The sequence below is a fragment of the Pseudomonas sp. KU43P genome, from assembly GCF_033095865.1.
Taxonomy (GTDB): Bacteria; Pseudomonadota; Gammaproteobacteria; order Pseudomonadales; family Pseudomonadaceae; genus Aquipseudomonas.
Genome location: NZ_AP019365.1, coordinates 1082380 through 1105159, shown reverse-complemented (window position 1 = coordinate 1105159; position 22780 = coordinate 1082380). Strand labels below are relative to the sequence as shown.

The window sequence follows — 22780 nt, the reverse complement described above, 5'->3', positions numbered from 1 at the left end:
CTCTAGGCAAACGCTACAATTTAAGGCATAAAACTTGCTTGAATTTGGCGCTTCGGCGCCCTCGTGTAGTGGATGGCGCATGCGCGCCGGCGAACAAGGTATTTAGCCCCTGCCATGAAACCATCGCTCGTCCTAAAAATGGGCCAGCAACTGACGATGACCCCGCAGTTGCAACAGGCCATTCGCCTACTTCAGCTTTCCACCCTGGACCTGCAGCAGGAAATCCAGGAGGCGCTGGAGTCCAATCCGATGCTCGAACGTCAGGAAGACGGCGACGACTTCGACAACAGCGACCCTATGGCGGACAACGCCGAGAACAAGCCAGTCGCCGAAGCGCAGGACAACAGCTTCCAGGAAAGCACCAGCAGTGCCGAAACCCTGGAAGAGGGTGAGTGGAACGAGCGCATCCCCAACGAGCTTCCGGTCGACACCGCCTGGGAAGACATCTACCAGACCAGCGCCAGCAGCCTGCCGAGCAACGATGACGACGAGTGGGACTTCACCACCCGCACATCTGCCGGCGAGAGCCTGCAGAGCCACCTGCTGTGGCAACTGAACCTGGCACCGATGTCCGACACCGACCGCCTGATCGCCGTCACCCTGATCGACAGCATCAACGGCCAAGGCTACCTGGAAGACACGCTCGAAGAGATCTGTGCCGGTTTCGACCCTGAGCTGGATATCGAACTGGACGAGGTCGAAGCGGTGCTGCACCGCATCCAGCAGTTCGAGCCCGCCGGGGTAGGCGCGCGCAACCTGGGTGAATGCCTGTTGCTGCAACTGCGCCAGCTACCTTCCAGCACCCCCTGGATGAGCGAAGCCCAGCGCCTGGTCAGCGATTTCATCGACCTGCTCGGCAGCCGCGACTACAGCCAGCTCATGCGCCGCATGAAGCTCAAGGAAGATGAGCTGCGCCAGGTCATCGAATTGGTGCAGAGCCTCAACCCGCGCCCAGGCTCGCAGATCGAATCCAGCGAACCCGAATACGTGGTGCCCGACGTGATCGTGCGCAAGGACAGCGAGCGCTGGCTGGTCGAACTGAACCAGGAGGCGATCCCACGGCTGCGGGTCAACCCGCAGTACGCAGGCTTCGTCCGCCGCGCCGACACCAGCGCCGACAACACCTTCATGCGCAACCAGCTGCAAGAGGCGCGCTGGTTCATCAAGAGCCTGCAAAGCCGCAATGAAACACTGATGAAGGTGGCCACACAGATCGTCGAACACCAGCGTGGTTTCCTCGACCACGGCGACGAAGCCATGAAGCCGCTGGTGCTGCACGATATCGCCGAAGCAGTGGGCATGCACGAGTCGACCATATCGCGGGTCACCACGCAGAAATACATGCACACGCCGCGCGGCATCTACGAACTGAAATACTTTTTCTCCAGCCACGTCAGCACCGCCGAGGGCGGTGAATGCTCGTCCACGGCGATCCGCGCGATCATCAAGAAACTGGTTGCGGCGGAAAATCAGAAAAAGCCATTGAGTGACAGCAAGATCGCTGGTTTACTGGAGGCACAAGGCATCCAGGTAGCCCGTCGCACCGTCGCCAAGTACCGCGAGTCCCTCGGCATCGCACCGTCGAGCGAGCGCAAGCGACTGATGTAGCCCCTGGGTGTGCCACAGCGTTTGTGGGGCAGGTGCAATACCTGCCTCTTTATGCACGGGCAACAAAGGAGAAGCTGTATGCAAGTCAATATCAGTGGACAGCATGTAGAAGTCACCCAGCCGCTGCGCGATTACGTGCTTGAAAAGCTTGCCAGGGTGGAGAGTCACTTCGACAAGATTACCAACGTGCAGGTCATCATGAAGGTCGAGAAGCTGCAACAGAAGGTCGAAGCGACCGTGCAGATTCCTGGCGGCGAAGTGGTTGCCAACGCGGAACACGAAGACATGTATGCAGCGATCGACGCCTTGGCCGACAAGCTCGACCGCCAATTGAAAAAACACAAGGAAAAACAGCAAAGCCTGCTGCAAGGTGCAGCCGCCCGCTGATCCCCCTCATCCATGATCCGACTTGAAACCATCCTGACCCCCGGCCGTTCCTTGGTGAACGTGCCGGGCGGCAGCAAGAAGCGCGCCCTGGAAAAGGTCGCCAACCTGATTGCCGAGCAAGTACCCGAGCTTGAGATGCAAGACGTCTTCGAAAAGCTCATCGCCCGGGAAAAACTCGGCTCCACTGGTTTCGGCAATGGCATTGCCATTCCCCACTGCCGGCTCGAAGGGTGCCTTTCACCCGTCAGCGCCCTGCTGCACCTGGATGCTCCGATCGACTATGACGCCATCGATGGCGCACCGGTCGATTTGCTGTTCGTCCTGCTGGTGCCAGAGGCCGCTACCGATGCCCATCTGGAACTGCTGCGCCAGATCGCCAGCATGCTCGATCGCAAGGAAGTTCGCGAGCGCCTGCGTGCTGCTCACAGCAGCGAGGCCCTGTACCAGGTTGTCCTGGACGCACAGAACGAGCACTGAACATGCGCCTGATCATCGTCAGCGGCCGGTCCGGCTCCGGCAAGAGTACCGCCCTCGATGTGCTGGAAGACAACGGCTACTACGTCATCGACAACCTGCCGGCCGGCTTGCTGCCGCAACTGGCGGAGAATGCGCTGATCAACACCGAGCTGTTGCAGCCGAAAGTGGCCGTCTCGATCGATGCGCGCAACCTGCCCAGCCACCTGTCACGTTTTCCCGAGCTGCTTTCGGAAGCCCGCGGCCGCCATATCAAGTGTGATGTGCTGTTTCTCGACGCCGATGAAGAAACGCTGCTAAAGCGCTTTTCCGAAACCCGTCGCCGTCACCCGCTGACCAACGCCGACCGTTCGCTGGCCGAAGCGATCCGCGTGGAAAGCGAGTTGCTGGGGCCGATCTCCGACCTTGCCGACCTGAAGATCGACACCACCAATCTCAACCTCTATCAACTGCGCGACACGATCAAGCTGCGCCTGCTCAACCAGCCTGAGCCTGGCACCGCGTTCCTGGTCGAGTCGTTCGGCTTCAAGCGCGGGATGCCGGTCGATGCCGACCTGGTGTTCGACGTGCGCTGCCTGCCCAACCCGTACTGGAAACCCGAGCTGCGTGAGCATTCCGGCCTGGAACAGCCAGTTATCGACTATCTCGCCGCCCAGCCGGATGTCGAAGAAATGTTCAACGACATTTCCAGTTACCTGCTCAAATGGCTGCCGCGCTTCGCCGCCAGCAACCGCGCCTATGTCACCATCGCCATCGGCTGCACCGGCGGCCATCACCGTTCGGTCTATATCACCGAACGCCTTGGCCAGCTGCTGCAACAGTCCCTGAAAAACGTCCAGGTCCGCCACCGCGACCTCTAGCCCACAGGATCCGCCCCACGATGCCCGCCCGCGAAATCACCATCATCAACAAGCTGGGGCTGCATGCCCGGGCGGCCGCCAAGTTCGTTGGCGTGGCCGGGCGCTTCCCTTGCCAGGTGCGGGTGGGGCGTGCGCCAGACAAAATGGTGGACGGCAAGAGCATCATGGCCGTGATGATGCTCGCGGCGGGCAAAGGCACCCAAGTGCACCTGCATACCGAGGGCGAGCAGGACAACGAAGCGCTGGAAGCGCTGGTAGCGTTGATCAACAACTACTTCGACGAAGGCGAGTGAGCCGCTGCATCTAAGCTGATTGAACCTGCCCTATCGCCGGCAAGCCGGCTCCCACAGGTCAAGCATAGCGCCGTACCTGTGGGAGCCGGCTTGCCGGCGATAGGGCCAGTATTGTCAACTCAAGACATCGCCGTATCCATCACCATCATCAGGCAGAACCCAACGCACAGCCCCAGGCTGGCCAGCCGGTGATGCCCATTGCTGCGCGATTCGGGAATGATTTCCTGAGTCACCACCAGCAACATCGCCCCCGCCGCGCAAGCCAGGCCCAACGGCAACAGCAACTCGGCGACATTCACCAGCCACGCACACAACACCGCCGCCAACGGTTCCACCAGGCCAGACGCGGCGCCAATCAGAAACGCCTTGATGCGCGGCATGCCCGCCCCCGCCAGCACCAGCGCAATCACCAGGCCCTCGGGAACATCCTGCAACGCAATGCCCATCGCCAGGCTGTCGGCATCGGCCATTCCACCACCGGCCGATACGCCGATGGCCATGCCTTCGGGAATGTTGTGAGCAATGATGGCAATCACGAACAGCCAGATCCGCGCCGCGATCACCGGTTGCTGCTCGCTGCCGACCAATGCCTCCGGCGACGCACCGGACACCTTCAGATCGACAACGAACAGGCACATTGCCCCGAACAGCAGACCGAAGCTGATCAGGGCGCCGGCGCCCCATGGGCTGAAGCCGATAGACTGGGCAGCATCCAGCCCAGGAATGATCAGGGAAAACGCAGTGGCTGCCAGCATCACCCCGGCGCCAAAACCCAGCAAGGTATCGGCCAGGGCCACCGGCATATTGCGAATAACCAACACCGGTACCGCGCCCAGCGCCGTGCCGAGTGCACACAGCGCACCGCCCTCGAGAGCGCGCAGCATGCGCGGCTCAAGGTCCAGCCAGGCGATGCCCCGCGCCACCAGCAAGGCCGTGCCGACCAGAAGCAACAGCGTACCTATGGCCAGGCGGAACAGGCGCACACTACTGACAGACATGACCTCCGAGCGCATACCGGTTCGACTCACTTCAGGGCTTCAAGGTAACGACGTTCCACTTGCGCCCAATCGATGACGTTGTAGAAGGCACCGATGTATTCCGGACGGCGGTTCTGATACTTCAGGTAGTAGGCGTGTTCCCAGACATCCAGGCCGAGAATGGGTGTGTTGCCGTGCATCAACGGGCTGTCCTGGTTACCGCTGCTTTCCACCACCAGGGTCTTTTCTGGCGTGACGCTCAACCAGGCCCAACCACTGCCAAAGCGCGTCAGGGCGGCCTTGGTGAAAGCGTCCTTGAAGGCGTCGAAACCACCCAGCTCGGCCTCGATGGCCTTGGCCACCTGCCCCTTCGGTTGGCCGCCGCCCTGTGGCGACATGACGGTCCAGAACAATGAGTGGTTGGCATGGCCACCACCGTGGTTGATCACCGCCCCTCGCAGGCTCTCCGGCAACTGGCTGACCGCACCGACCAGCTTTTCAACCGGCCACTCGGCCCATTCGGTGCCTTCGATGGCTGCATTGATGCCGTTGACGTAGGTCTGGTGATGCTTGGTGTGGTGAATCTCCATGGTCTGGGTGTCGATGTGCGGTTCCAGCGCGTTGTAGGCATAGGGCAACGCAGGCAAGGTATGGGGCATGTCAATGGATTCCGTAGATTGGGGGGCAAGGTGTCACTTCAGCCCGGCCGGCCAGCTCGCTGGCCCCCGGGGTGTGACGATTGAGCAGGCGTTCGGTACGCGGGTACTGGCCGTATTCGGCGATGAAGCTCAGCAGCTCGGTGTAGGTACGCCCGCTGTGGCGCAGCGCTGCAGCTCGCAGCACCTGCGGCAGCCGGGATTCCTGGCTGGCCTGCAGCAGGCGCTGGTGAGCCGCACACAGGTAGTCAGCGCTTTCCTGAGGCTGATTCAGCCGCAGGTGCAGGTCGGCCAAGTTGTGGTGGGCGATGACGAACGCCGCCACCGCCTCATCGACGTCATGCCAGCGCTCGAACAGCACCTGGGCCAGGGCCAGTGCTTGCAGGTAGAGTTCCCGCGCATCAACCAAATCGCCCTGTTCGAACAAGCGATTGGCAGCTTGAGTGGTGCGTTTCCAGTGCTGCATGACACGTCTCCAGGGCGCTGACGCAGGTCAGATGCCGCCAGCGGTGAGTTTTTCCGGATCCAGCAGCGCTTCGAGCTGGTCGCGCGACAGGTCGGTGTGCTCCAGGGCCACGTCGATGATCGGCCGGCCCTGCTTGTAGGCGGTCTTGGCGATGTCGGCGGCCTTCAGGTAGCCGATGATCGGGTTCAGCGCGGTAACCAGAATCGGGTTACGCGCCAAGGCCTCCTTGAGCTTGCTTTCGTTGACCTTGAAGCTGCCGATCGCTTTGTCGGCGAGCAGGCGGCTGGCATTGGCCATCAGCTCGATGCTTTCCAGCAGATTGCGAGCAATCACCGGGAGCATGACGTTGAGTTCGAAGTTGCCCGACTGGCCGGCGACCGCGATGGTGGCGTCGTTGCCGATCACTTGCGCAGCAACCATGGCGGTGGCCTCCGGGATCACCGGGTTTACTTTGCCAGGCATGATCGAAGAGCCCGGCTGCAGGCCTTGCAGTTCGATTTCGCCAAGGCCGGCCAGTGGACCGGAGTTCATCCAGCGCAGGTCGTTGGCGATTTTCATCAGTGCCACGGCGGTGGTCTTGAGCTGGCCGGACAGCGCCACGGCGGTGTCCTGGGAGCCGATCAGGGCGAACAGGTTCTTGCCAGGGGTGAACTCGACCTGGGTCAAGGCGCTCAACTGCCGAGCGAAGCCGGCGGCGAACTGTGGATGGGCATTGATGCCGGTGCCCACGGCGGTACCGCCCTGGGCCAAGGCCTGCAGGCTCGGCAACGTGGCTTCGAGGTGCGCCTTGGCGCCGTTGATCTGTGCTGCCCAGCCATCGAGCACCTGGCTCATGCGCACCGGCATCGCATCCATCAGGTGGGTACGGCCGGTTTTCACGTACTGATGCACCTGCACCGACTTGCCTTCGATCACCTGTACCAGATGGCTCAACGCCGGCAACAGCTGCTCATGCAGGGCAAGCGCGGCACTGACGTGGATGGTGGTGGGGATGATGTCGTTGCTGCTCTGGCCACAGTTGACATGGTCGTTGGCGTTGACCGACTCGCCCAGCACACGGCTGGCCAGGGTGGCGATCACTTCGTTGGCGTTCATGTTGGAGCTGGTGCCGGAGCCGGTCTGGAACACATCCACCGGGAAGTGCTGGATGAAACCTTCGGCAAGCAGTTGCTCGACCGCTTTGACGATGGCCTCGCCCTGCCCTGCCGAGATCTGTTCCAGTTCGATGTTGGCCTTTGCCGCTGCGGCCTTGGCCAGCAGCAAGGCACGAATGAACTGGGCCGGCATGCGCTGGCCGCTGATCGGGAAGTTGTCGACCGCGCGTTGGGTCTGGGCGCCGTACAGGGCCTGGGCCGGCACCTGCAGTTCACCCATGCTGTCACGCTCGATACGGGTATCACTCATCATCAAATCCTTGCATCAGTTCATCGGGAGAGATCGACGGCAGCAACCGGCAATTGGCCAGTTGCAAGGCATAGGGTTGCCAGCGCTGGTTCTGCTCGCGGCGGTCGAGGTTGCGCAGGTCGAGCAACGGGCGCCAGGCCTGGTCCAGGCACAGGCAGCGCCAATGCCACGGCAGCATGCGATCGCAGGCGGTATCCAGGAGCAGGCGGAACGACGTCAGCGCCACCGTCCATGACGAGGTTTCGGTGCAGCACACCAGGTAGCGGCCTTCGGCCAGGTAATGCTCGATCAGGCGCGGCTCGTCGGGTTCGAGGGCGCAGCGGATACGCCGGCTGAGCCAGCGCCAGTTTTCCAGGTAGGGCAGTTCTTGGAGGACGGGTTTCATGAACATCATCGCCGGGTTACTGGATAATGATATTCATTATTAAGTGATAAATAGAATCACTTCAAGAGGCATACAACGAAAGTAAAAAACCCGGCGCGAGGGCCGGGTTCTTTTTTGCAGGTTGGCGTGTTGTGGATGTACCGGCCTTAACGCGGGCAAGCCCGCGACAAGGCCGGCAAGGGCAAAGTATCAGCTACCTGCGACCGTCATCCGTTCGATCAGCACCGAGCCTGTATGAATATTGCTGCGGGTTTCAAGATCGCTGCCAATCGCGACAATTTGCTGGAACATGTCTTTCATATTGCCGGCAATGGTCACTTCCTGAACGGCATGCTGAATCTCGCCATTCTCGACCCAGAAGCCCGCTGCGCCGCGCGAATAGTCGCCCGTCACCATATTCAGGCCATGCCCCATCAACTCCGTCACCAGCAGCCCGCGCCCCATGCGACGGATCAACGCCGCCTGGTCTTCCACGCCATGGGTGACGTACAGGTTATGTACACCACCGGCATTCGCCGTACTCGGCAACCCAAGTTTGCGCCCGGAATAGGTGCCCAGCAGGTAGGACACCAGCTCGCCTTTGTCGACGAACGGCTTGGCATAGGTTGCCAGGCCATCACCGTCGAAGGCAGCGCTGCCCAATGCGCGTGGAATATGTGGGCGTTCATCGAGGGTCAGCCAGCTCGGGAACAACCGCTGGCCCATCGCGCCGTCGAGGAACGACGACTTGCGGTACAGGTTGCCGCCGGAAATGGCCGAGAGGAAGCTGCCGAACAAACCACCCGCCAGTTCGGCGGAAAACAGCACCGGAACCTCGCAGGTCGGCACCGGGCGGGCGCCGAGGCGGCTCGCGGCACGCTGGGCAGCGCGCTGGCCGATGCTGCGCGGGTCGGCCAGCAGGCTGCCCTGGCGGTTCACGTCATACCAGTAGTCGCGCTGCATCTGCCCGTCACCCTCGGCAATCATCACGCAGCTCAGGCTGTGCCGGGTGGAGGCGTAGCCGCCGATGAATCCGTGGCTGTTGCCATATACCCGGCAACCCTGGTGGGTATTCAAGGTGGTGCCATCGGCATTGAGAATGCGCGGGTCGGCGTCGAACGCCGCAGCCTCGCAGGCCAAGGCCATTTCAATAGCCTTCTCCGGCTCGATATCCCAGTCATGGTAAAGGTCGAGGTCGGGAATCTCGCGGGCCATCAACGCTGCATCGGCAAGGCCGGCGCACTCATCCTCCGACGTATGCTTGGCAATCGCGAGTGCGGCAGCAACGGTTTCGCGGATGGCGTCCGGGCCACTGGCCGACGTGCTGGCCGAGCCCTTGCGCTGGCCGACATAGAGGGTGATACCGAAGCCCTGGTCGCGATTGAACTCGACCGTCTCGACTTCACGCTGACGCACCGTGGTGGACAGGCCTTGCTCCAGCGATACTGCCACCTCGCAGGCACTGGCGCCCTGCCGGCGCGCCTCGGCGACGATCGCTTCGACCTGCTCCTGCAACGCTGGCAGGTCCTTGGGGCCTACGCTCTGGACTGCACTCATGGTTTTCTCCACTCAAATTCTGCGTTCGGCGAGGGTCATTCTACGACCGGGCCGGACAAGCGGCCCCCGACTGGTTATCATGGCGGCGATTTCTAGCGGACTGCCACCATGGTTGATTCATACGACGACGCCTTCGACGGCGAAAAAAGCAAAACCCAGATCAAGCGCGAGCTGCATGCACTGGTCGAACTCGGCGAACGCCTGACCACGGTCAAGGCCGATACCCTGGCGCGCCTGCCGCTGACCGACGAGCTGCGCAAGGCCCTGGCCGATGCCAGCAAACACACTGCCCACGGCGCGCGCAAACGGCACATGTCGTTCGTCGGCAAGCTGATGCGCGACCAGGACCTGGACGCCATCCACGCGGTGCTCGAACAGATCGACAGCTCCAGCCGCCAGTACAACGAACGGTTCCACAACCTGGAACGCTGGCGCGACCGCCTGATCGACGGCAATGACGAAGACCTCGAGCGCTTCGTCAACGAATACCCCGACACCGACCGCCAGCAACTGCGTTCGCTGATCCGCCATGCCCAGCACGAAAAGGCGCGGAACAAGCCGCCTGCCGCTGCGCGCAAGGTGTTCAAGTACATTCGCGACCTCGACGAAATTCAGCGCGGCCTGCGCTGATGGCAAGCACCTGGGGCTGCCTTTGCTGCAGCCCCGGTGCAGCCATCACGCGCCGGTACCGCCGACGGTGATTGCGTCCAGCTTCAAGGTCGGCTGCCCAACCCCCACCGGCACCGATTGCCCATCTTTGCCGCACGTGCCCACGCCACTGTCCAGCGCCAGGTCGTTGCCGACCATCGATACCCGGCTCATCGCTTCAGGCCCATTGCCGATCAATGTCGCGCCTTTGACCGGGGCAGTGATCTTGCCGTCCTCGATCAGGTAGGCTTCGCTGGTTGAAAACACGAACTTGCCACTGGTGATGTCCACCTGGCCACCGCCGAGATTGGCGCAGTAGATGCCTTTCTTCACGGACGCGATGATTTCCTGAGGGTCGCTTTCTCCGGCACGCATGTAGGTGTTGGTCATGCGCGGCATCGGCAGGTGAGCATAGGATTCGCGGCGGCCGTTACCGGTGACGGCCATGCCCATCAGGCGGGCATTGAGCTTGTCCTGCATGTAGCCCTTGAGCACGCCGTTCTCGATCAGCGTGGTGCATTCGGTCGCAGTGCCTTCGTCGTCCACACTCAGCGAACCACGGCGCCCCGGCAGGGTGCCATCGTCGACGATGGTGCACAGGCTCGACGCTACTTTCTCGCCCAGGCGGCCACTGAACGCCGAGCTACCCTTGCGGTTGAAGTCGCCTTCCAGGCCGTGGCCGACCGCCTCGTGCAGCAATACGCCGGACCAGCCGGAACCCAGTACCACCGGCAGGGTGCCTGCCGGTGCCGGGATCGCCTCCAGGTTCACCAACGCCTGGCGCAGTGCTTCGCGGGCATAGCCCATGACTTTTTCTTCGGTGAAGAAACGGTAGTCGGTACGCCCGCCACCGCCCTGCCCACCGCGCTCGCGGCGGCCGTTCTGCTCGACGATGACACTGACGTTGAAGCGCACCAGCGGACGCACGTCGGCAGCCAGACTGCCATCGGCCGCCGCAATCAGAATGCGCTCCCAGACCCCGGCCATGCTCACGCTGACCTGCTGGATACGAGGGTCCAGGGCACGGGTGGCGGCATCGACGCGCTTGAGCAGCTCGACCTTCTCGGCGCGGCTGAGCACATCCAGCGGGTTATCGGGCGCATACAGCGCCGCGACGTCCTGGCTGCGGAAGGCCTGCACCTGGCCATTCTGCCCGGCACGGGAAATCGAACGGGCAGCGCGTGCCGCCGAGGTCAGCGCTTCCAGGTTGATCGCGTTGCTGTAGGCAAAACCGGTCTTCTCACCCGACTGGGCACGCACGCCCACACCTTGGTCGAGGTTGAAGCTGCCTTCCTTGACGATACCGTCCTCCAGCGCCCAGGTTTCCGAAATCTGGCCCTGGAAGTACAGGTCGGCGGCGTCGATGCCCGGGCCGGCCAACTCGCCCAGCACAGCCTGCAGGCTGTCCAGGGTCAATCCGCCTGGGGCCAGGAGCTGCTCGCTGACGGTGGATAACATCTGGCTCATAGTCACTCCGAAGTGTGCGCAGGCCGCAAGGCGTCCTGCGAGAAAAAGCGCCGGTGCGAAACCACCGGCATGCGCGCCCGTATGGACGCTTGTTCATCTGTGTCGCGCGGGGCGATCAATACCGCCTCGCCACGCGCCTGTTCGGCGACGATCCGCCCCCACGGGTCGACGATCGCCGCATGCCCGTGGGTCTCCCGCGGGCCGGGGTGGGTGCCGCCCTGGGCAGCTGCCAGCACGTAACACTGGGTCTCGATGGCGCGGGCGCGAATCAGCACTTCCCAGTGCGCTGCCCCTGTGACCGCAGTGAAGGCGGCAGGTGCCGTGATCAGTTCCGCGCCGGCGCCACGCAGCGCGCTGTACAGTTCGGGGAAGCGCAGGTCGTAGCAGACGCTGAGCCCCAGGCGCCCCACCGGCGTATCGGCAACCACCACCTGGGCGCCATGGGCATAGTCGTCGGACTCGCGGTAGCGCCCACGGTTATCGGCCACGTCGACGTCGAACAGGTGCAGCTTGTCATAGCGCGCCACGACCTCGCCATGCTCGTCGATCAGCAGCGAGCAGGCATGGGCCTTGGCCTCTGGCCGACCCTCGGGAGGCAGCGGCAAGGTGCCGGCAACTATCCATAATCTGAGGTCGCGGGCGGTGCGTTTCAACCAGGGCAGGATCGGCCCCTCGCCCAACGCTTCAGCCCGGCCGATTGCAGCGGCATCCTTGCGCCCCATGGCCGCAAAGTTCTCGGGCAGCACGGCCAGCCGCGCACCTCCAAAGGCCGCCTGTTCAAGCAGAGTACCCGCCCGTTGCAGGTTGGCCAGCACATCGTCCTGGCTGACCATCTGGATTACCGCTGCCTTCATGGGCACTCCCGAGACTACTTGTTGAAGGGTTTCACAAAGGTGATTCTAGGCTCTTTCCACGGCCCTTCGACGCGATAGTGCACGCTCGCGAAGCGCGAGACACGGTCGCCGATCAGCCGATCCACCAGGAACAGCGCACCGCCGACCGCCGGCGCACCCACGATCAATGCCGCCAGCGGCAGGTTGTTGGTCACCGGCAATGTCACCTGCAGGTTGGCGTCGACCCGGTCTCGGACCATGTCGAGGGTGCCATCGAGTTCGAAATTGCTCGAAGGCCCGGTCACGGTGATCGGTTCGCGGGTGACGTAGACACCATCACTGGCGACCAGCAGGCCCTTGACCCGGTCATAGGCCAGGCCTTTGTCGAACAGGTCGGAGAAGTCCAGCCGCAGACGCCGGCCGATCGAGTTGAAGTTGAGCAGGCCAAACACACGTAACGCCTGGGCACTGCCCTCCACTTCAACGAACTGGCCACTGCGCAGGGCCGCATCCATGCTACCGGAGAAGCGCTTCAGGCCTACCCATGCCGGTGAGCCTGGCCAGCGGCCATCCACATCCAGGCGGAAATCGCGGCTGGTAACGGTGGGAGCGAAGCCCCAGGCCTTGAGCACGTCGGCCAAGTTCTTGCCGTCCAAGCGGCCCTTGTACCAACTGCTGGTAGCCCCAGGATTGCCCTCCCAGCCGCCACTGCCGTCGACGTGCAGCCCCTTGAAGTCCAGCTCTATATCCTGTGCGGCCACACCGCGAGCGGTCGGGCGCAACTTCAGTGCGGCACTGCCGAACAGGTCGTTGCCGCGGTACAGCTTGTCGATGGTCAGGTCCAGTGCGGGGACCTTGCGCGGGTCGAATGTAGCCAGCGGGTCAGGGCCTTCCTCGGTCTGGGCTTGGGCCGGGTCGGCGGCAGGTAGGCGCAAGGTCTGCAGGCGCACGGTCATCGCTGCGGCCTTGGCATCCGGCAACCGGGCATTGCCGATCACTTCCTTGCTGTCCAGGCGCGCGTCCCAGGCCGGGCCACTGCGCGCCAGGCGCACCACCGCCTGGTTCAGGTCAATGCCAAAGGCCTTCAACTGGCCGATGCTGAGGTCGACGCTCTGCAGGTTCTGCCGGGCATTGCCCCCAGGATCGTCACCGGCCAGCCGCGACGCTTGTTCCTGCCAAGGTGCCAGATCCAGCTTTTCCAGCCGCCCGCGCACGCGCAGGCCCGGGCTGGCAGGCAATTGCGCAGTGCCTGCGCCCAGCAACAGCTCGCCACGGCCCTGGCTCAGCTTGTCGGAGGGGGCAGCGTAGGCAAAGCGGGCCAGATCGGTATAGGCAACATCGAAGCGCCGCTCCGGCCCCTGCAGGTTCATGTTGAAGCGCGTGTCCCGGGTTTCCTGCGCAGCCTTGCCAAACGGTGCCGGCAGGTCGATGGCCAGCCCCTTGAGCGAAGAGTTGACGTTCAGGCTGTTGTCACGGCTGCCCAGGTTGACTTGCAATTGGTAAGGCAGATCGCCCGAGGCAGGCAAGGCTTGCTTGAACTGCAACCATTCGGTCAGGGCCTTGAGCGATACCTGGCCATTGGCATTGATGCGCGTCTGCATCTGCCCGGCCTGGCCTTCGGCGGTAATTTGTGCGGTAACCGGCTTACCGAACGCCTGCAGGGCGATATTCTTGCCACTCAGCCCTTTGTCGAAATCGAAGCTGAAATCACCCTTGAGGCGACTCAGCTCCAGGGTCGGCGGGGCCACCTTGAGGCGTGCATCGGCAGTCGCGAAGTCCACCTGGACCTTCGGCCGTTCGCCATGAGCCAGGGGGATGTCGAGCTTGATCTTGCCTTTGAGCGGGCCTTCACCTTCCCAACCCGCAAAGATCTCGCCCGTGCCGATAGGCGCTTCTTTCAGGATTTTCAGGCCGTCACCGAGCGTGCCGTCGAAGCGGCCATCCAGGAACAGGTGGCTGTGCTCATTGCCCTCGACGTGGGGAATATCGACGCTGACATCACTGACCTGGGTGTCCAGCAGCAGGCCCTTGCTGGCCTTGATGCGCACACCGCTGTCTTCGATCAGCACATCGCCATCGACGTGCTGTACCTGGGGCCAGCCCGGCTGGAAGTCCAATGCCGCGTCATGCACCTTGAAGAACAGGCTGATGCTGCGTGCTTCAGGCGTGGCGCCATGGTTCAGCGAACCCTGGTACTGGAAGTAGCCCTGGTCCACATTGCCTTTGACGATGGCACTGCGCAGCCACTCGTCGAGGGCCGGGCTGAGCACCTCGGGCAGATATTTGGCGGTGTAGCGGCCGTCGCCTTCGGTCAGGCCGACACGCAGGTCCATGTAGCTCTCGGCGCCTTCGGCGAACAGCAGGCGAATCAGGAAATCGCCGGCAATTCTGCCCTCCTCGCCCAACACCTTGAGGTAGGGAGCGGTCAGGGTGAAACCGTCCTTGTCCAGGGCATAGGTCAACCTGGCATTGGCTTTCTCGTAATGCCAGGGTTTGGCGAAGATCGGGTACAGGTGCAGCATGAATGCATCGGTATCCAGGCGCAGCTCTCCATGCCCCAGGTCGCCGCTAATGCTGCCGCTGACGTTACCGGCGGCGGGCGCACCGTGATAGGCATCGAAACCGACCTTCTCAAGGTTCGCGGCAAACTGCAGACGCTGGTCGCCCTCGGCCTTGGGCCGCACGTCGAGCCGTACATTGCGCAGCGCGCCCGTGACTTTCAGGCCATCGACCACGGCCATGAGTTTTTCCGGCAGCGGTGCCAGTGCATCGATCAACGGCGTCAGTGGCGTCAGATCGAGGCGGTCGGCCTGCACTTGCCAGCTTTCGGCCGCAGGGTTCTCGCCGGGCTGTTGGCGTAGCTGCAGGTGCGACTCCCAGCGGGCCTTGCCGATGTTGGCGGCCAATGAATCGACCACCACATCGAACCCTTGCTCCTGACGCTGGAACCAGGCCGACAGCGCCAGGTTGTCAAGAGTGACGGCCTTGCGCTCGGCATAGGCGCCGCGCAACTGAGGGGCATTGAGGCGTACCACAGCCTGTTGCAGTTGCCCCTTGCCCCAGTCGACCCAGAATTCGCCACCAGCACGCAATGCTTCGGCATGCCACTGACCAAGCAGGCGGGGTGGCAACCAGTTTGCCCAGTCGCTCTGCGGCAGGCTCAGGTAAGCCTCGACCTGGCCGTCACGCCAGTCTTTGGCCGTTGCCCGGCTGCGCAGGTTGACCGCCAGCGGCTGGCCGTCCGGCAAGGTCGCACGCAGGTCGAGTGCCTGGCGCGAGGCGCCGGCCTTGAGGCCGAGGCTGACGTAGGTGAGGGTCAGGGGATCGCGTTGCCATGGCTGCAGCGTGACCTGGCTGTCGAATACATCGAGGCGCCCGAGCTGGCGCAGGCGTTCCAGGATCTCGGCCGGGTCCAATGGTGCGTCGTCTTTCTTCGGCAGGCCTTCAAGGGCCCAGGCACCCTGCTCGTTTTCACGCAGAATAAGTTGCAGGCCTGCGAGCTGGACATGCGCCAGCCGCACTTCGCGCGAAGTCAGGCTGGCCCACAGGTCGGGCACCAGCTTCACCTCATCGAGACGCAAGGCCGAGGCGCCCTCGCCCAGCTGCAGGTCACGTACGCTGAGCACCGGGGCCAGGCCACTCCAGCGCCCCTCGAGGGCGCCCACATGCACCGGCATGCCCAAGGCCTTTTCGGCCTTGCTCTCGACATCGGCGCGGTACTCGGCCACCAGTGGCACCAGCTCGCGCCCAAGGCTGACATACAACGCCACGAGCACCGCCAACAGGGCGCAGATACCCAGGCCCCAACGGGTCAAGGCGACAAGAACGCGGGTCAGACGTCCCATGGCCATGGCCCTCCGGTTCGTTTATCCATGATGGCTGCTGGTGCCGCTTTTGCCAGCCCGGCCATCCTGTAGCGTGCGTCAGAAGGCCTCAGAGCAGCACCACATCGTATTGTTCCTGCGAATACATCGACTCGACCTGGAAGCGAATGGTTCGGCCGATGAAGGTCTCCAGCTCGGCCACATTGCCCGATTCTTCATCGAGCAGGCGGTCGACCACCTTCTGGTTGGCCAGCACCCGGTAGCCTTCGGCCTGGTATGCCCGGGCTTCTCGAAGAATCTCGCGGAAGATTTCGTAACAGATGGTTTCCGGAGTTTTCAGCTTGCCTCGGCCCTGGCAGGCGACGCACGGCTCGCACAGCACCTGCTCAAGGCTTTCACGGGTGCGCTTGCGGGTCATCTGTACCAGGCCCAGCTCGGTAATGCCGATGATGTTGGTCTTGGCATGGTCACGTTCGAGCTGCTTCTCCAGCGTGCGCAGCACCTGGCGCTGATGCTCCTCGTCCTCCATGTCGATGAAGTCGATGATGATGATGCCGCCGATATTGCGCAGGCGCAGTTGCCGAGCGATGGCGGTGGCCGCCTCGAGGTTGGTCTTGAAGATGGTCTCTTCGAGGTTGCGGTGGCCGACGAAGGCGCCGGTATTGACGTCGATGGTGGTCATCGCTTCGGCCGGGTCGACCACCAGGTAGCCACCCGACTTGAGCGGAACCTTGCGTTCCAGTGCGCGCTGGATCTCGTCCTCGACGCCATACAAGTCAAAAATTGGACGCTCGCCCGGGTAATGTTCCAGACGATCGGCAATCTCTGGCATCAATTCGGCGACGAACTGCGTGGTCTTCTGGAAAGTTTCCCGCGAATCGATACGGATTTTTTCGATTTTCGGGTTCACCAGGTCGCGCAGGGTACGCAGGGCCAAGCCCAGATCCTCGTAGATCACCGTCGGCGCACCGCAGGTCTGGATCTGGCTGCCGATCTGCTCCCACAGGCGGCGCAAGTAGCGGATGTCCTGGACGATCTCTTCGGCGCGCGCGCCCTCGGCCGCGGTACGCAGAATGAAACCACCGGCGTCCTTGATGTTCTCGTTGTTCATGCAGTCGCTGACCACCTGCTTGAGGCGCTCGCGTTCGGCCTCGTCTTCGATCTTCAGCGAAATGCCCACATGGCTGCTGCGCGGCATGTACACCAGATAGCGCGATGGAATCGACAGTTGGGTGGTCAGGCGTGCGCCCTTGGTACCGATCGGGTCCTTGGTCACCTGGACCACCAGGGCCTGGCCTTCATGCACCAGGGCGGTGATGGTTTCCACCGCCGAGCCTTCGCGCTGGGAGATTTCCGAGGCATGGATGAACGCCGCACGCTCGAGGCCGATGTCGACGAATGCCGCCTGCATGCCCGGCAACACGCGCACCACCTTGCCCTTGTAGATATTGCCGACGATGCCGCGGCGCAGGGTGCGTTCTACGTGCACTTCCTGCAGCACCCCGTTTTCCACCACCGCCACACGTGATTCCATCGGGGTGATGTTGATCAGGATCTCTTCACTCATGGCAGGCTCTCGTCAAAGGTATTCGCTAATGATGGATCGCGCGTGCCAGGCTGGCCACCGCTGGTTTGTTACCTCTGGCAAAGCGCCGGTACCTGCCAGCAGGCGATACCGAATTGGGCGAGCAGGTCGGCCGTTTCGCTCAACGGTAGGCCAACCACCGCGGAATAGCTGCCCTCGAGCCCGGTGACGAACACCGCACCCAAGCCCTGGATGGCATAGCCACCCGCCTTGTCCGCAGGCTCGCCGCTGGCCCAATAGCGCTCGGCTTCCGTGTTGCTGATGGGGCGAAAACGCACGGTGCTGGTGACACACAGGCTCTGGCTGCGCTGGCCATCGCTCAGCGCTACCGCAGTCAGCACCTGATGCTCTCGGCCGGCCAGCTCGGCCAGCATGGCCAAGGCATGTTCACGGTTTTCAGGTTTGCCGAGAATTCGACCATCGAGCACCACTGCGGTGTCAGCCCCGAGCGCTACTGCCGGGCCCGACAAGCTGGCGAGGCCGGCTTCGGCCTTGGCCAGGGCCAGGCGCTCGACGTAGGCCACGGCGCTTTCGCCCGGCAGAGGGGTTTCATCGATGGGAGCACTGATGAGCGTGAACGGCACCCCGATCTGAGTTAGCAGTTCACGCCGACGGGGCGAGCCGGAGGCCAGGTAAAGCGGGTTCATGCAGACATCTCCCTGTCAGTCGCGGCAGCGCCGTCAGTTGATATGCAAGCGCCGGCGCAGGTCGCGCAGGGCGAAACTGATCCATGGCCAGAGCAAGGCGCTGATGACTGCAGACCAGACCAGCGCCAAGGTTGGCAGACGGTTGCCGGTGAGGGCGCTGAGCCATAGCTGGATCAGCTGGGCGATACCGAAGATCACCAGTATCACCAAACTCTGCTGCCACATCGGGAACATGCGCAGGCGCTGCTGCAGGGACAGCACCAGGAAGGTGATCAGGGTCAGGATCAGGGCGTTCTGCCCAAGCAGGGTGCCGTACAGCACATCCTCGGCCAGGCCCAGCAGGAACGCGGTGGTCATGCCGACCTTGTTCGGTACCATGAGCGTCCAGAACGATACCAGCAGCGCCAGCCACATGGGCCGGAACACTTCGAGAAACTGGGGCATGGGTGAAACGCTGAGCAGCAGGCCGATGGCGAACGTCAGCCAGATGACCCAACCGTGATTACGGCGCGACTTGGCCATCATTGCCTCCGTGGATGAGCCGGCGCAGCAGGCGCCGGGGCTGGACTGGCCGGCGCTGCAGCGGGTGCAGGTGCTGCGGCGGGAGCAGGCGCTGCGCCGGCAGGAGCCGGTGCGCTGGTCGGCGCGACCTGATCGCCACTGGCGGCAGGTTGGGCCGGGCTGGTCGCCCCCTTGCGATCGGCTTCTTCCTGGGCAATCGCGGCATCGGTGGCACGCTGCTCCGGCGAACGCCGGTCGCTGAACACCAGCAACATGTAGCGGCTGCGGTTGAGGGCGGCGGTAGGAATGGCACGAACGATCGCGAAAGGCTGGCCGGAGTCGTGGATCACTTCATTGACCGTGGCCACCGGGTAGCCCGCAGGGAAACGCTGGCCCATGCCGGAACTCACCAGCAGGTCGCCTTCCTTGATGTCGGCGGTATCCGCCACGTGGCGCAGCTCCAGGCGCTCCGGGTTACCGGTACCACTGGCGATAGCGCGCAAACCGTTGCGGTTGACCTGCACGGGGATGCTATGGGTGGTGTCGGTGAGCAGCAATACCCGCGAGGTGTATGGCATCAGCTCGACCACCTGGCCCATCAGGCCGCGGGCATCGAGCACCGGCTGGCCGAGGAACACGCCATCGCGCTCGCCCTTGTTGATCAGGATTCGATGGGTGAACGGGTTGGGATCGACCCCGATCAGCTCGGCCACTTCGACCTTTTCATTGACCAGCGCCGAAGAGTTGAGGAGCTCGCGCAGGCGCACGTTCTGCTCGGTCAGGGCCGCCAGTTTTTGCAGGCGCCCCTGCAGCAGCAGGGCTTCGGTCTTGAGTTTTTCGTTTTCGGCGATCAGCTCGGTACGGCTGCCGAACTGGCCGGCCACTCCTTGCCACGCACGCTGCGGCAGGTCGGTGATCCAGTACGACTCCATCAGCACCAGGCCCATCTGGCTGCGCACTGGCTTGAGCACGTCGAAACGCGCGTCGACAACCATCAACGCGACCGACATCACTACCAGAACGAGCAGGCGAACGCCCAGCGACGGGCCCTTGGAGAAAAGCGGTTTAATGGGCCGTTCCTCGTGGACGACTCAGGAGGTCATTGGACATGGGACAACGCACCAGCCTGGTTGCGGGTTGACGGAAACGACGCCCGGAAGGACGCCAGCCCAGCGCATACAGGTAGCACTGCGCGTGCTACCTGTAAACCGGGCACTGGAAAGCGGCGGATATCACTCGCTCGAGAGCAGGTCCATCGCGTGCTTGTCCATCATTTCCAGCGCGCGACCACCGCCACGGGCGACACAGGTCAGCGGGTCTTCGGCGACGATCACCGGCAGGCCGGTTTCTTGTGCCAGCAGCTTGTCCAGGTCGCGCAGCAGCGCGCCACCACCGGTCAGCACCAGGCCGCGCTCGGCGATGTCGGAGGCCAGCTCAGGCGGCGACTGCTCCAGGGCGCTCTTGACCGCCTGGACGATGGTCGCCAACGATTCCTGCAGCGCTTCCAGCACTTCGTTGGAGTTCAAGGTGAAGGCGCGTGGTACGCCCTCTGCCAGGTTACGGCCGCGCACGTCGACTTCGCGCACTTCGCCGCCCGGATAGGCGGTACCGATTTCCTGCTTGATGCGTTCGGCGGTGGATTCGCCGATCAGGCTGCCGTAATTGCGGCGCACATAGGTGACGATGGCTTCGTCGAAGCGGTCGCCGCCGACGCGTACGGACTCGGCGTAGACCACGCCATTGAGCGAGATCAGGGCGATTTCGGTGGTACCACCACCGATATCGACGACCATCGAGCCACGTGCTTCTTCAACCGGCAGGCCGGCACCGATGGCAGCGGCCATCGGCTCTTCGATCAGGAACACTTCACGGGCACCGGCACCCAGGGCCGACTCACGAATGGCGCGGCGCTCTACCTGGGTCGACTTGCACGGCACGCAGATCAGCACGCGAGGGCTGGGCTGCAGGAAGCTGTTCTCATGAACCTTGTTGATGAAGTACTGCAACATTTTTTCACAAACGCTGAAGTCGGCGATGACGCCGTCCTTCATCGGACGAATGGCAGCAATGTTGCCAGGCGTGCGGCCCAGCATGCGCTTGGCTTCGGTACCGACGGCGACGACGCTTTTCTGGTTGCCGTGGGTACGGATGGCAACAACCGAGGGCTCATTCAGGACGATACCGCGCTCACGCACGTAAATAAGGGTGTTGGCAGTACCCAGGTCGATGGACAGATCGCTGGAAAACATGCCACGCAGTTTCTTGAACATGGGAAAGTGACCCTGGGAAAGCGTGGGTAAAAAAGTGCGGCAAACTCTAACAATGGCAGGGATTTTGGGCAAGGAGCCAATATGTTAAATTGGTCGTTTTTCCGAGCATGCCAGCCGATGATCGCGGCCGTATGACCGCCAGAAAGCTGACATGTTCCTCATCGCGGACCCTTTTCCGTTCTTTGTTTCCCCTGGAGATTCCCATGGCGCTTGAACGCTGCGACGTGGAAAAGATCGCCCATCTGGCCCGCCTGGGCCTGCATGAAGGCGAACTGCCACGCATTACCGACGCCCTGAACAGCATTCTCGGCCTGGTCGACCAGATGCAAGCGGTCGACACCACCGGCATCGAGCCCCTGGCCCACCCGCTGGAGGCCAGCCAGCGCCTGCGCCCGGACCAAGTCACCGAAAGCAACCAGCGCGACGCCTACCAGGCCATCGCACCGTCGACCGAAAGCGGTCTGTACCTGGTTCCGAAAGTCATCGAGTAAGGGATAGAGCCTGCCATGCATCAATTGACCCTGGCCGAGATCGCCCGCGGACTCGCCGACAAGTCGTTTTCCTCCGAAGAGCTGACCGGCGCCTTGCTGGCGCGCATCAAGCAGCTCGACCCGCAACTCAACAGCTTCATCAGCGTCACCGAGGAACTGGCCCTGGGCCAGGCCCGTGCCGCCGACGCCCGTCGCGCCGCTGGCGAGACCGGCGCGTTGCTGGGAGCGCCGATCGCCCACAAAGACCTGTTCTGCACCAACGGCGTTCGCACCAGCTGCGGCTCGAAGATGCTCGACAACTTCAAGGCGCCGTATGACGCCACCGTGGTGGCCAAGCTGGCCGAAGCCGGCATGGTCACCCTGGGCAAGACCAACATGGACGAGTTCGCCATGGGTTCGGCCAACGAATCCAGCCATTACGGTGCGGTGAAGAACCCGTGGAACCTGGAGCACGTGCCTGGCGGTTCGTCCGGTGGCTCCGCCGCTGCCGTGGCCGCGCGCCTGCTGCCAGTCACCACCGGCACCGACACCGGCGGCTCGATCCGTCAGCCGGCGGCACTGACCAACCTCACCGGCCTGAAACCGACGTACGGTCGTGTATCGCGCTGGGGCATGATCGCCTACGCCTCCAGCCTCGACCAGGGCGGCCCGCTGGCCCGCACGGCCGAAGACTGCGCCCTGCTGCTGCAAGGCATGGCCGGTTTCGACGCCAAGGACTCCACCAGCATCGACGAGCCGGTGCCGGACTACAGCGCCAACCTCAATGCCTCGCTCCAGGGCCTGCGCATCGGCCTGCCGAAGGAGTACTTCGGTGCAGGCCTTGATCCGCGCATCGCCGAACTGGTGCAGGCCAGCGTCAAGGAGCTGGAGAAGCTCGGCGCGGTGATCAAGGAAATCAGCCTGCCGAACATGCAGCACGCCATTCCGGCGTACTACGTGATCGCGCCCGCCGAAGCCTCCTCCAACCTGTCGCGTTTCGACGGCGTGCGCTTCGGCTACCGCTGTGAGGAGCCGAAAGACCTCACCGACCTGTACAAGCGCTCCCGTGGCGAAGGCTTCGGTGCCGAAGTGCAGCGGCGCATCATGGTCGGCACCTACGCCCTGTCGGCTGGCTACTACGATGCTTACTACGTCAAGGCGCAGCAGATTCGCCGTCTGATCAAGAACGATTTCATGGCCGCCTTCGAAGATGTCGACCTGATCCTTGGCCCGACCACACCGAACCCGGCCTGGAAACTCGGCGCCAAGAGCAGCGACCCGGTCGCCGCCTACCTTGAAGACGTCTACACCATCACCGCCAACCTGGCGGGCCTGCCGGGCCTGTCGATGCCAGCCGGCTTCGTCGATGGCCTGCCGGTCGGCGTACAGCTGCTGGCCCCGTACTTCCAGGAAGGCCGCCTGCTCAACGTCGCGCACCGCTACCAGCAAGTCACCGACTGGCACACCCGCGCCCCCAACGGCTTCTGAG

21 protein-coding genes and 1 pseudogene are annotated in these 22780 nt (G+C 63.2%); 8 read left to right on the top strand and 14 right to left on the bottom strand.

Going from position 1 to position 22780, the window contains the following annotated elements; all coding sequences use genetic code 11:
- The first annotated feature begins 114 nt into the window (after window positions 1-114).
- The 5 genes from KU43P_RS04965 (at window position 115) to KU43P_RS04945 (ending at window position 3622) form a co-directional block, all read left to right on the top strand.
- Complete coding sequence (locus KU43P_RS04965) at window positions 115-1608, top strand: RNA polymerase factor sigma-54 (RefSeq protein ID WP_317661312.1); 1494 nt, start codon at window positions 115-117, stop codon at window positions 1606-1608.
- A 78-nt stretch (window positions 1609-1686) separates the two neighbouring features.
- Window positions 1687-1995: a ribosome hibernation-promoting factor, HPF/YfiA family gene (hpf, locus tag KU43P_RS04960; protein WP_317661311.1), complete on the top strand. Its 309-nt coding sequence runs from the start codon at window positions 1687-1689 to the stop codon at window positions 1993-1995.
- Window positions 1996-2007: 12 nt separating this feature from the next.
- Window positions 2008-2472, top strand: a complete 465-nt coding sequence (ptsN, locus tag KU43P_RS04955) for a PTS IIA-like nitrogen regulatory protein PtsN (RefSeq protein ID WP_317661310.1) — start codon at window positions 2008-2010, stop codon at window positions 2470-2472.
- 2 nt (window positions 2473-2474) lie between these two features.
- On the top strand, window positions 2475-3329 hold the full coding sequence (rapZ, locus tag KU43P_RS04950) for an RNase adapter RapZ (RefSeq protein ID WP_317661309.1): 855 nt from the start codon (window positions 2475-2477) through the stop codon (window positions 3327-3329).
- Between the two features lie 20 nt (window positions 3330-3349).
- The gene (locus tag KU43P_RS04945) at window positions 3350-3622 is read left to right on the top strand and encodes an HPr family phosphocarrier protein (protein WP_317661308.1); all 273 of its coding nucleotides are present in this window, start codon (window positions 3350-3352) and stop codon (window positions 3620-3622) included.
- Window positions 3623-3741: 119 nt separating this feature from the next.
- Here KU43P_RS04945 and KU43P_RS04940 read toward each other — a convergent pair whose 3' ends face one another.
- The 6 genes from KU43P_RS04940 to pmbA all read right to left on the bottom strand — a co-directional run bounded on the left by KU43P_RS04940 (window position 3742) and on the right by pmbA (window position 9046).
- Window positions 3742-4635 carry a ZIP family metal transporter gene (locus tag KU43P_RS04940; protein ID WP_317663735.1) on the bottom strand — a complete coding sequence of 298 codons (894 nt, stop codon included), beginning with the start codon at window positions 4633-4635 and terminating at the stop codon, window positions 3742-3744.
- Window positions 4636-4646: 11 nt separating this feature from the next.
- Window positions 4647-5258, bottom strand: a complete 612-nt coding sequence (locus KU43P_RS04935) for a superoxide dismutase (RefSeq protein ID WP_317661307.1) — start codon at window positions 5256-5258, stop codon at window positions 4647-4649.
- 1 nt (window position 5259) lies between these two features.
- Entirely contained in the window at window positions 5260-5721 is a 462-nt protein-coding gene (locus KU43P_RS04930) for a hypothetical protein (RefSeq protein ID WP_317661306.1), read from the bottom strand.
- Between the two features lie 27 nt (window positions 5722-5748).
- Window positions 5749-7125, bottom strand: a complete 1377-nt coding sequence (locus KU43P_RS04925; protein ID WP_317661305.1) for a class II fumarate hydratase — start codon at window positions 7123-7125, stop codon at window positions 5749-5751.
- Window positions 7118-7519 carry a FagA protein gene (locus tag KU43P_RS04920; protein WP_317661304.1) on the bottom strand — a complete coding sequence of 134 codons (402 nt, stop codon included), beginning with the start codon at window positions 7517-7519 and terminating at the stop codon, window positions 7118-7120. Before KU43P_RS04920 ends, KU43P_RS04925 begins: the two co-directional genes overlap by 8 nt.
- A 180-nt stretch (window positions 7520-7699) precedes the next feature.
- Window positions 7700-9046, bottom strand: coding sequence for a metalloprotease PmbA (gene pmbA, locus KU43P_RS04915; protein ID WP_317661303.1), 1347 nt, complete (start codon window positions 9044-9046; stop codon window positions 7700-7702).
- Between the two features lie 108 nt (window positions 9047-9154).
- Here pmbA and yjgA point away from each other — a divergent pair, with 108 nt between their 5' ends.
- Window positions 9155-9676 (top strand): ribosome biogenesis factor YjgA, encoded by a 522-nt coding sequence (gene yjgA, locus KU43P_RS04910; RefSeq protein ID WP_317661302.1) that lies wholly within the window; start codon window positions 9155-9157, stop codon window positions 9674-9676.
- Between the two features lie 45 nt (window positions 9677-9721).
- On the opposite strand, the gene tldD is transcribed toward yjgA, so the two are convergent.
- The 8 genes and pseudogenes from tldD to mreB form a co-directional block, all read right to left on the bottom strand.
- The gene (gene tldD, locus KU43P_RS04905; protein WP_317661301.1) at window positions 9722-11161 is read right to left on the bottom strand and encodes a metalloprotease TldD; all 1440 of its coding nucleotides are present in this window, start codon (window positions 11159-11161) and stop codon (window positions 9722-9724) included.
- Window positions 11162-11163: 2 nt separating this feature from the next.
- Window positions 11164-12015 carry a carbon-nitrogen hydrolase family protein gene (locus KU43P_RS04900; RefSeq protein WP_317661300.1) on the bottom strand — a complete coding sequence of 284 codons (852 nt, stop codon included), beginning with the start codon at window positions 12013-12015 and terminating at the stop codon, window positions 11164-11166.
- A 14-nt stretch (window positions 12016-12029) separates the two neighbouring features.
- Window positions 12030-15845, bottom strand: a complete 3816-nt coding sequence (locus tag KU43P_RS04895) for a YhdP family protein (RefSeq protein WP_317661299.1) — start codon at window positions 15843-15845, stop codon at window positions 12030-12032.
- A gap of 82 nt (window positions 15846-15927) precedes the next feature.
- Window positions 15928-17385, bottom strand: coding sequence for a ribonuclease G (rng, locus tag KU43P_RS04890; protein ID WP_317661298.1), 1458 nt, complete (start codon window positions 17383-17385; stop codon window positions 15928-15930).
- A gap of 12 nt (window positions 17386-17397) precedes the next feature.
- A pseudogene (locus KU43P_RS04885) lies at window positions 17398-18050 on the bottom strand (Maf family protein).
- A 33-nt stretch (window positions 18051-18083) separates the two neighbouring features.
- Window positions 18084-18572, bottom strand: coding sequence for a rod shape-determining protein MreD (gene mreD, locus KU43P_RS04880; RefSeq protein WP_317661297.1), 489 nt, complete (start codon window positions 18570-18572; stop codon window positions 18084-18086).
- Complete coding sequence (gene mreC, locus KU43P_RS04875) at window positions 18572-19561, bottom strand: rod shape-determining protein MreC (protein ID WP_411567234.1); 990 nt, start codon at window positions 19559-19561, stop codon at window positions 18572-18574. Before mreC ends, mreD begins: the two co-directional genes overlap by 1 nt.
- Window positions 19562-19783: 222 nt before the next feature.
- The gene (gene mreB, locus KU43P_RS04870) at window positions 19784-20821 is read right to left on the bottom strand and encodes a rod shape-determining protein MreB (RefSeq protein ID WP_003255163.1); all 1038 of its coding nucleotides are present in this window, start codon (window positions 20819-20821) and stop codon (window positions 19784-19786) included.
- A gap of 203 nt (window positions 20822-21024) precedes the next feature.
- Here mreB and gatC point away from each other — a divergent pair, with 203 nt between their 5' ends.
- Together gatC and gatA are read left to right on the top strand one after the other, a co-directional pair.
- Complete coding sequence (gene gatC, locus KU43P_RS04865; RefSeq protein ID WP_008092515.1) at window positions 21025-21312, top strand: Asp-tRNA(Asn)/Glu-tRNA(Gln) amidotransferase subunit GatC; 288 nt, start codon at window positions 21025-21027, stop codon at window positions 21310-21312.
- Between the two features lie 15 nt (window positions 21313-21327).
- Complete coding sequence (gene gatA, locus KU43P_RS04860) at window positions 21328-22779, top strand: Asp-tRNA(Asn)/Glu-tRNA(Gln) amidotransferase subunit GatA (RefSeq protein WP_317661296.1); 1452 nt, start codon at window positions 21328-21330, stop codon at window positions 22777-22779.
- The last annotated feature ends 1 nt before the right edge of the window (window position 22780 follow it).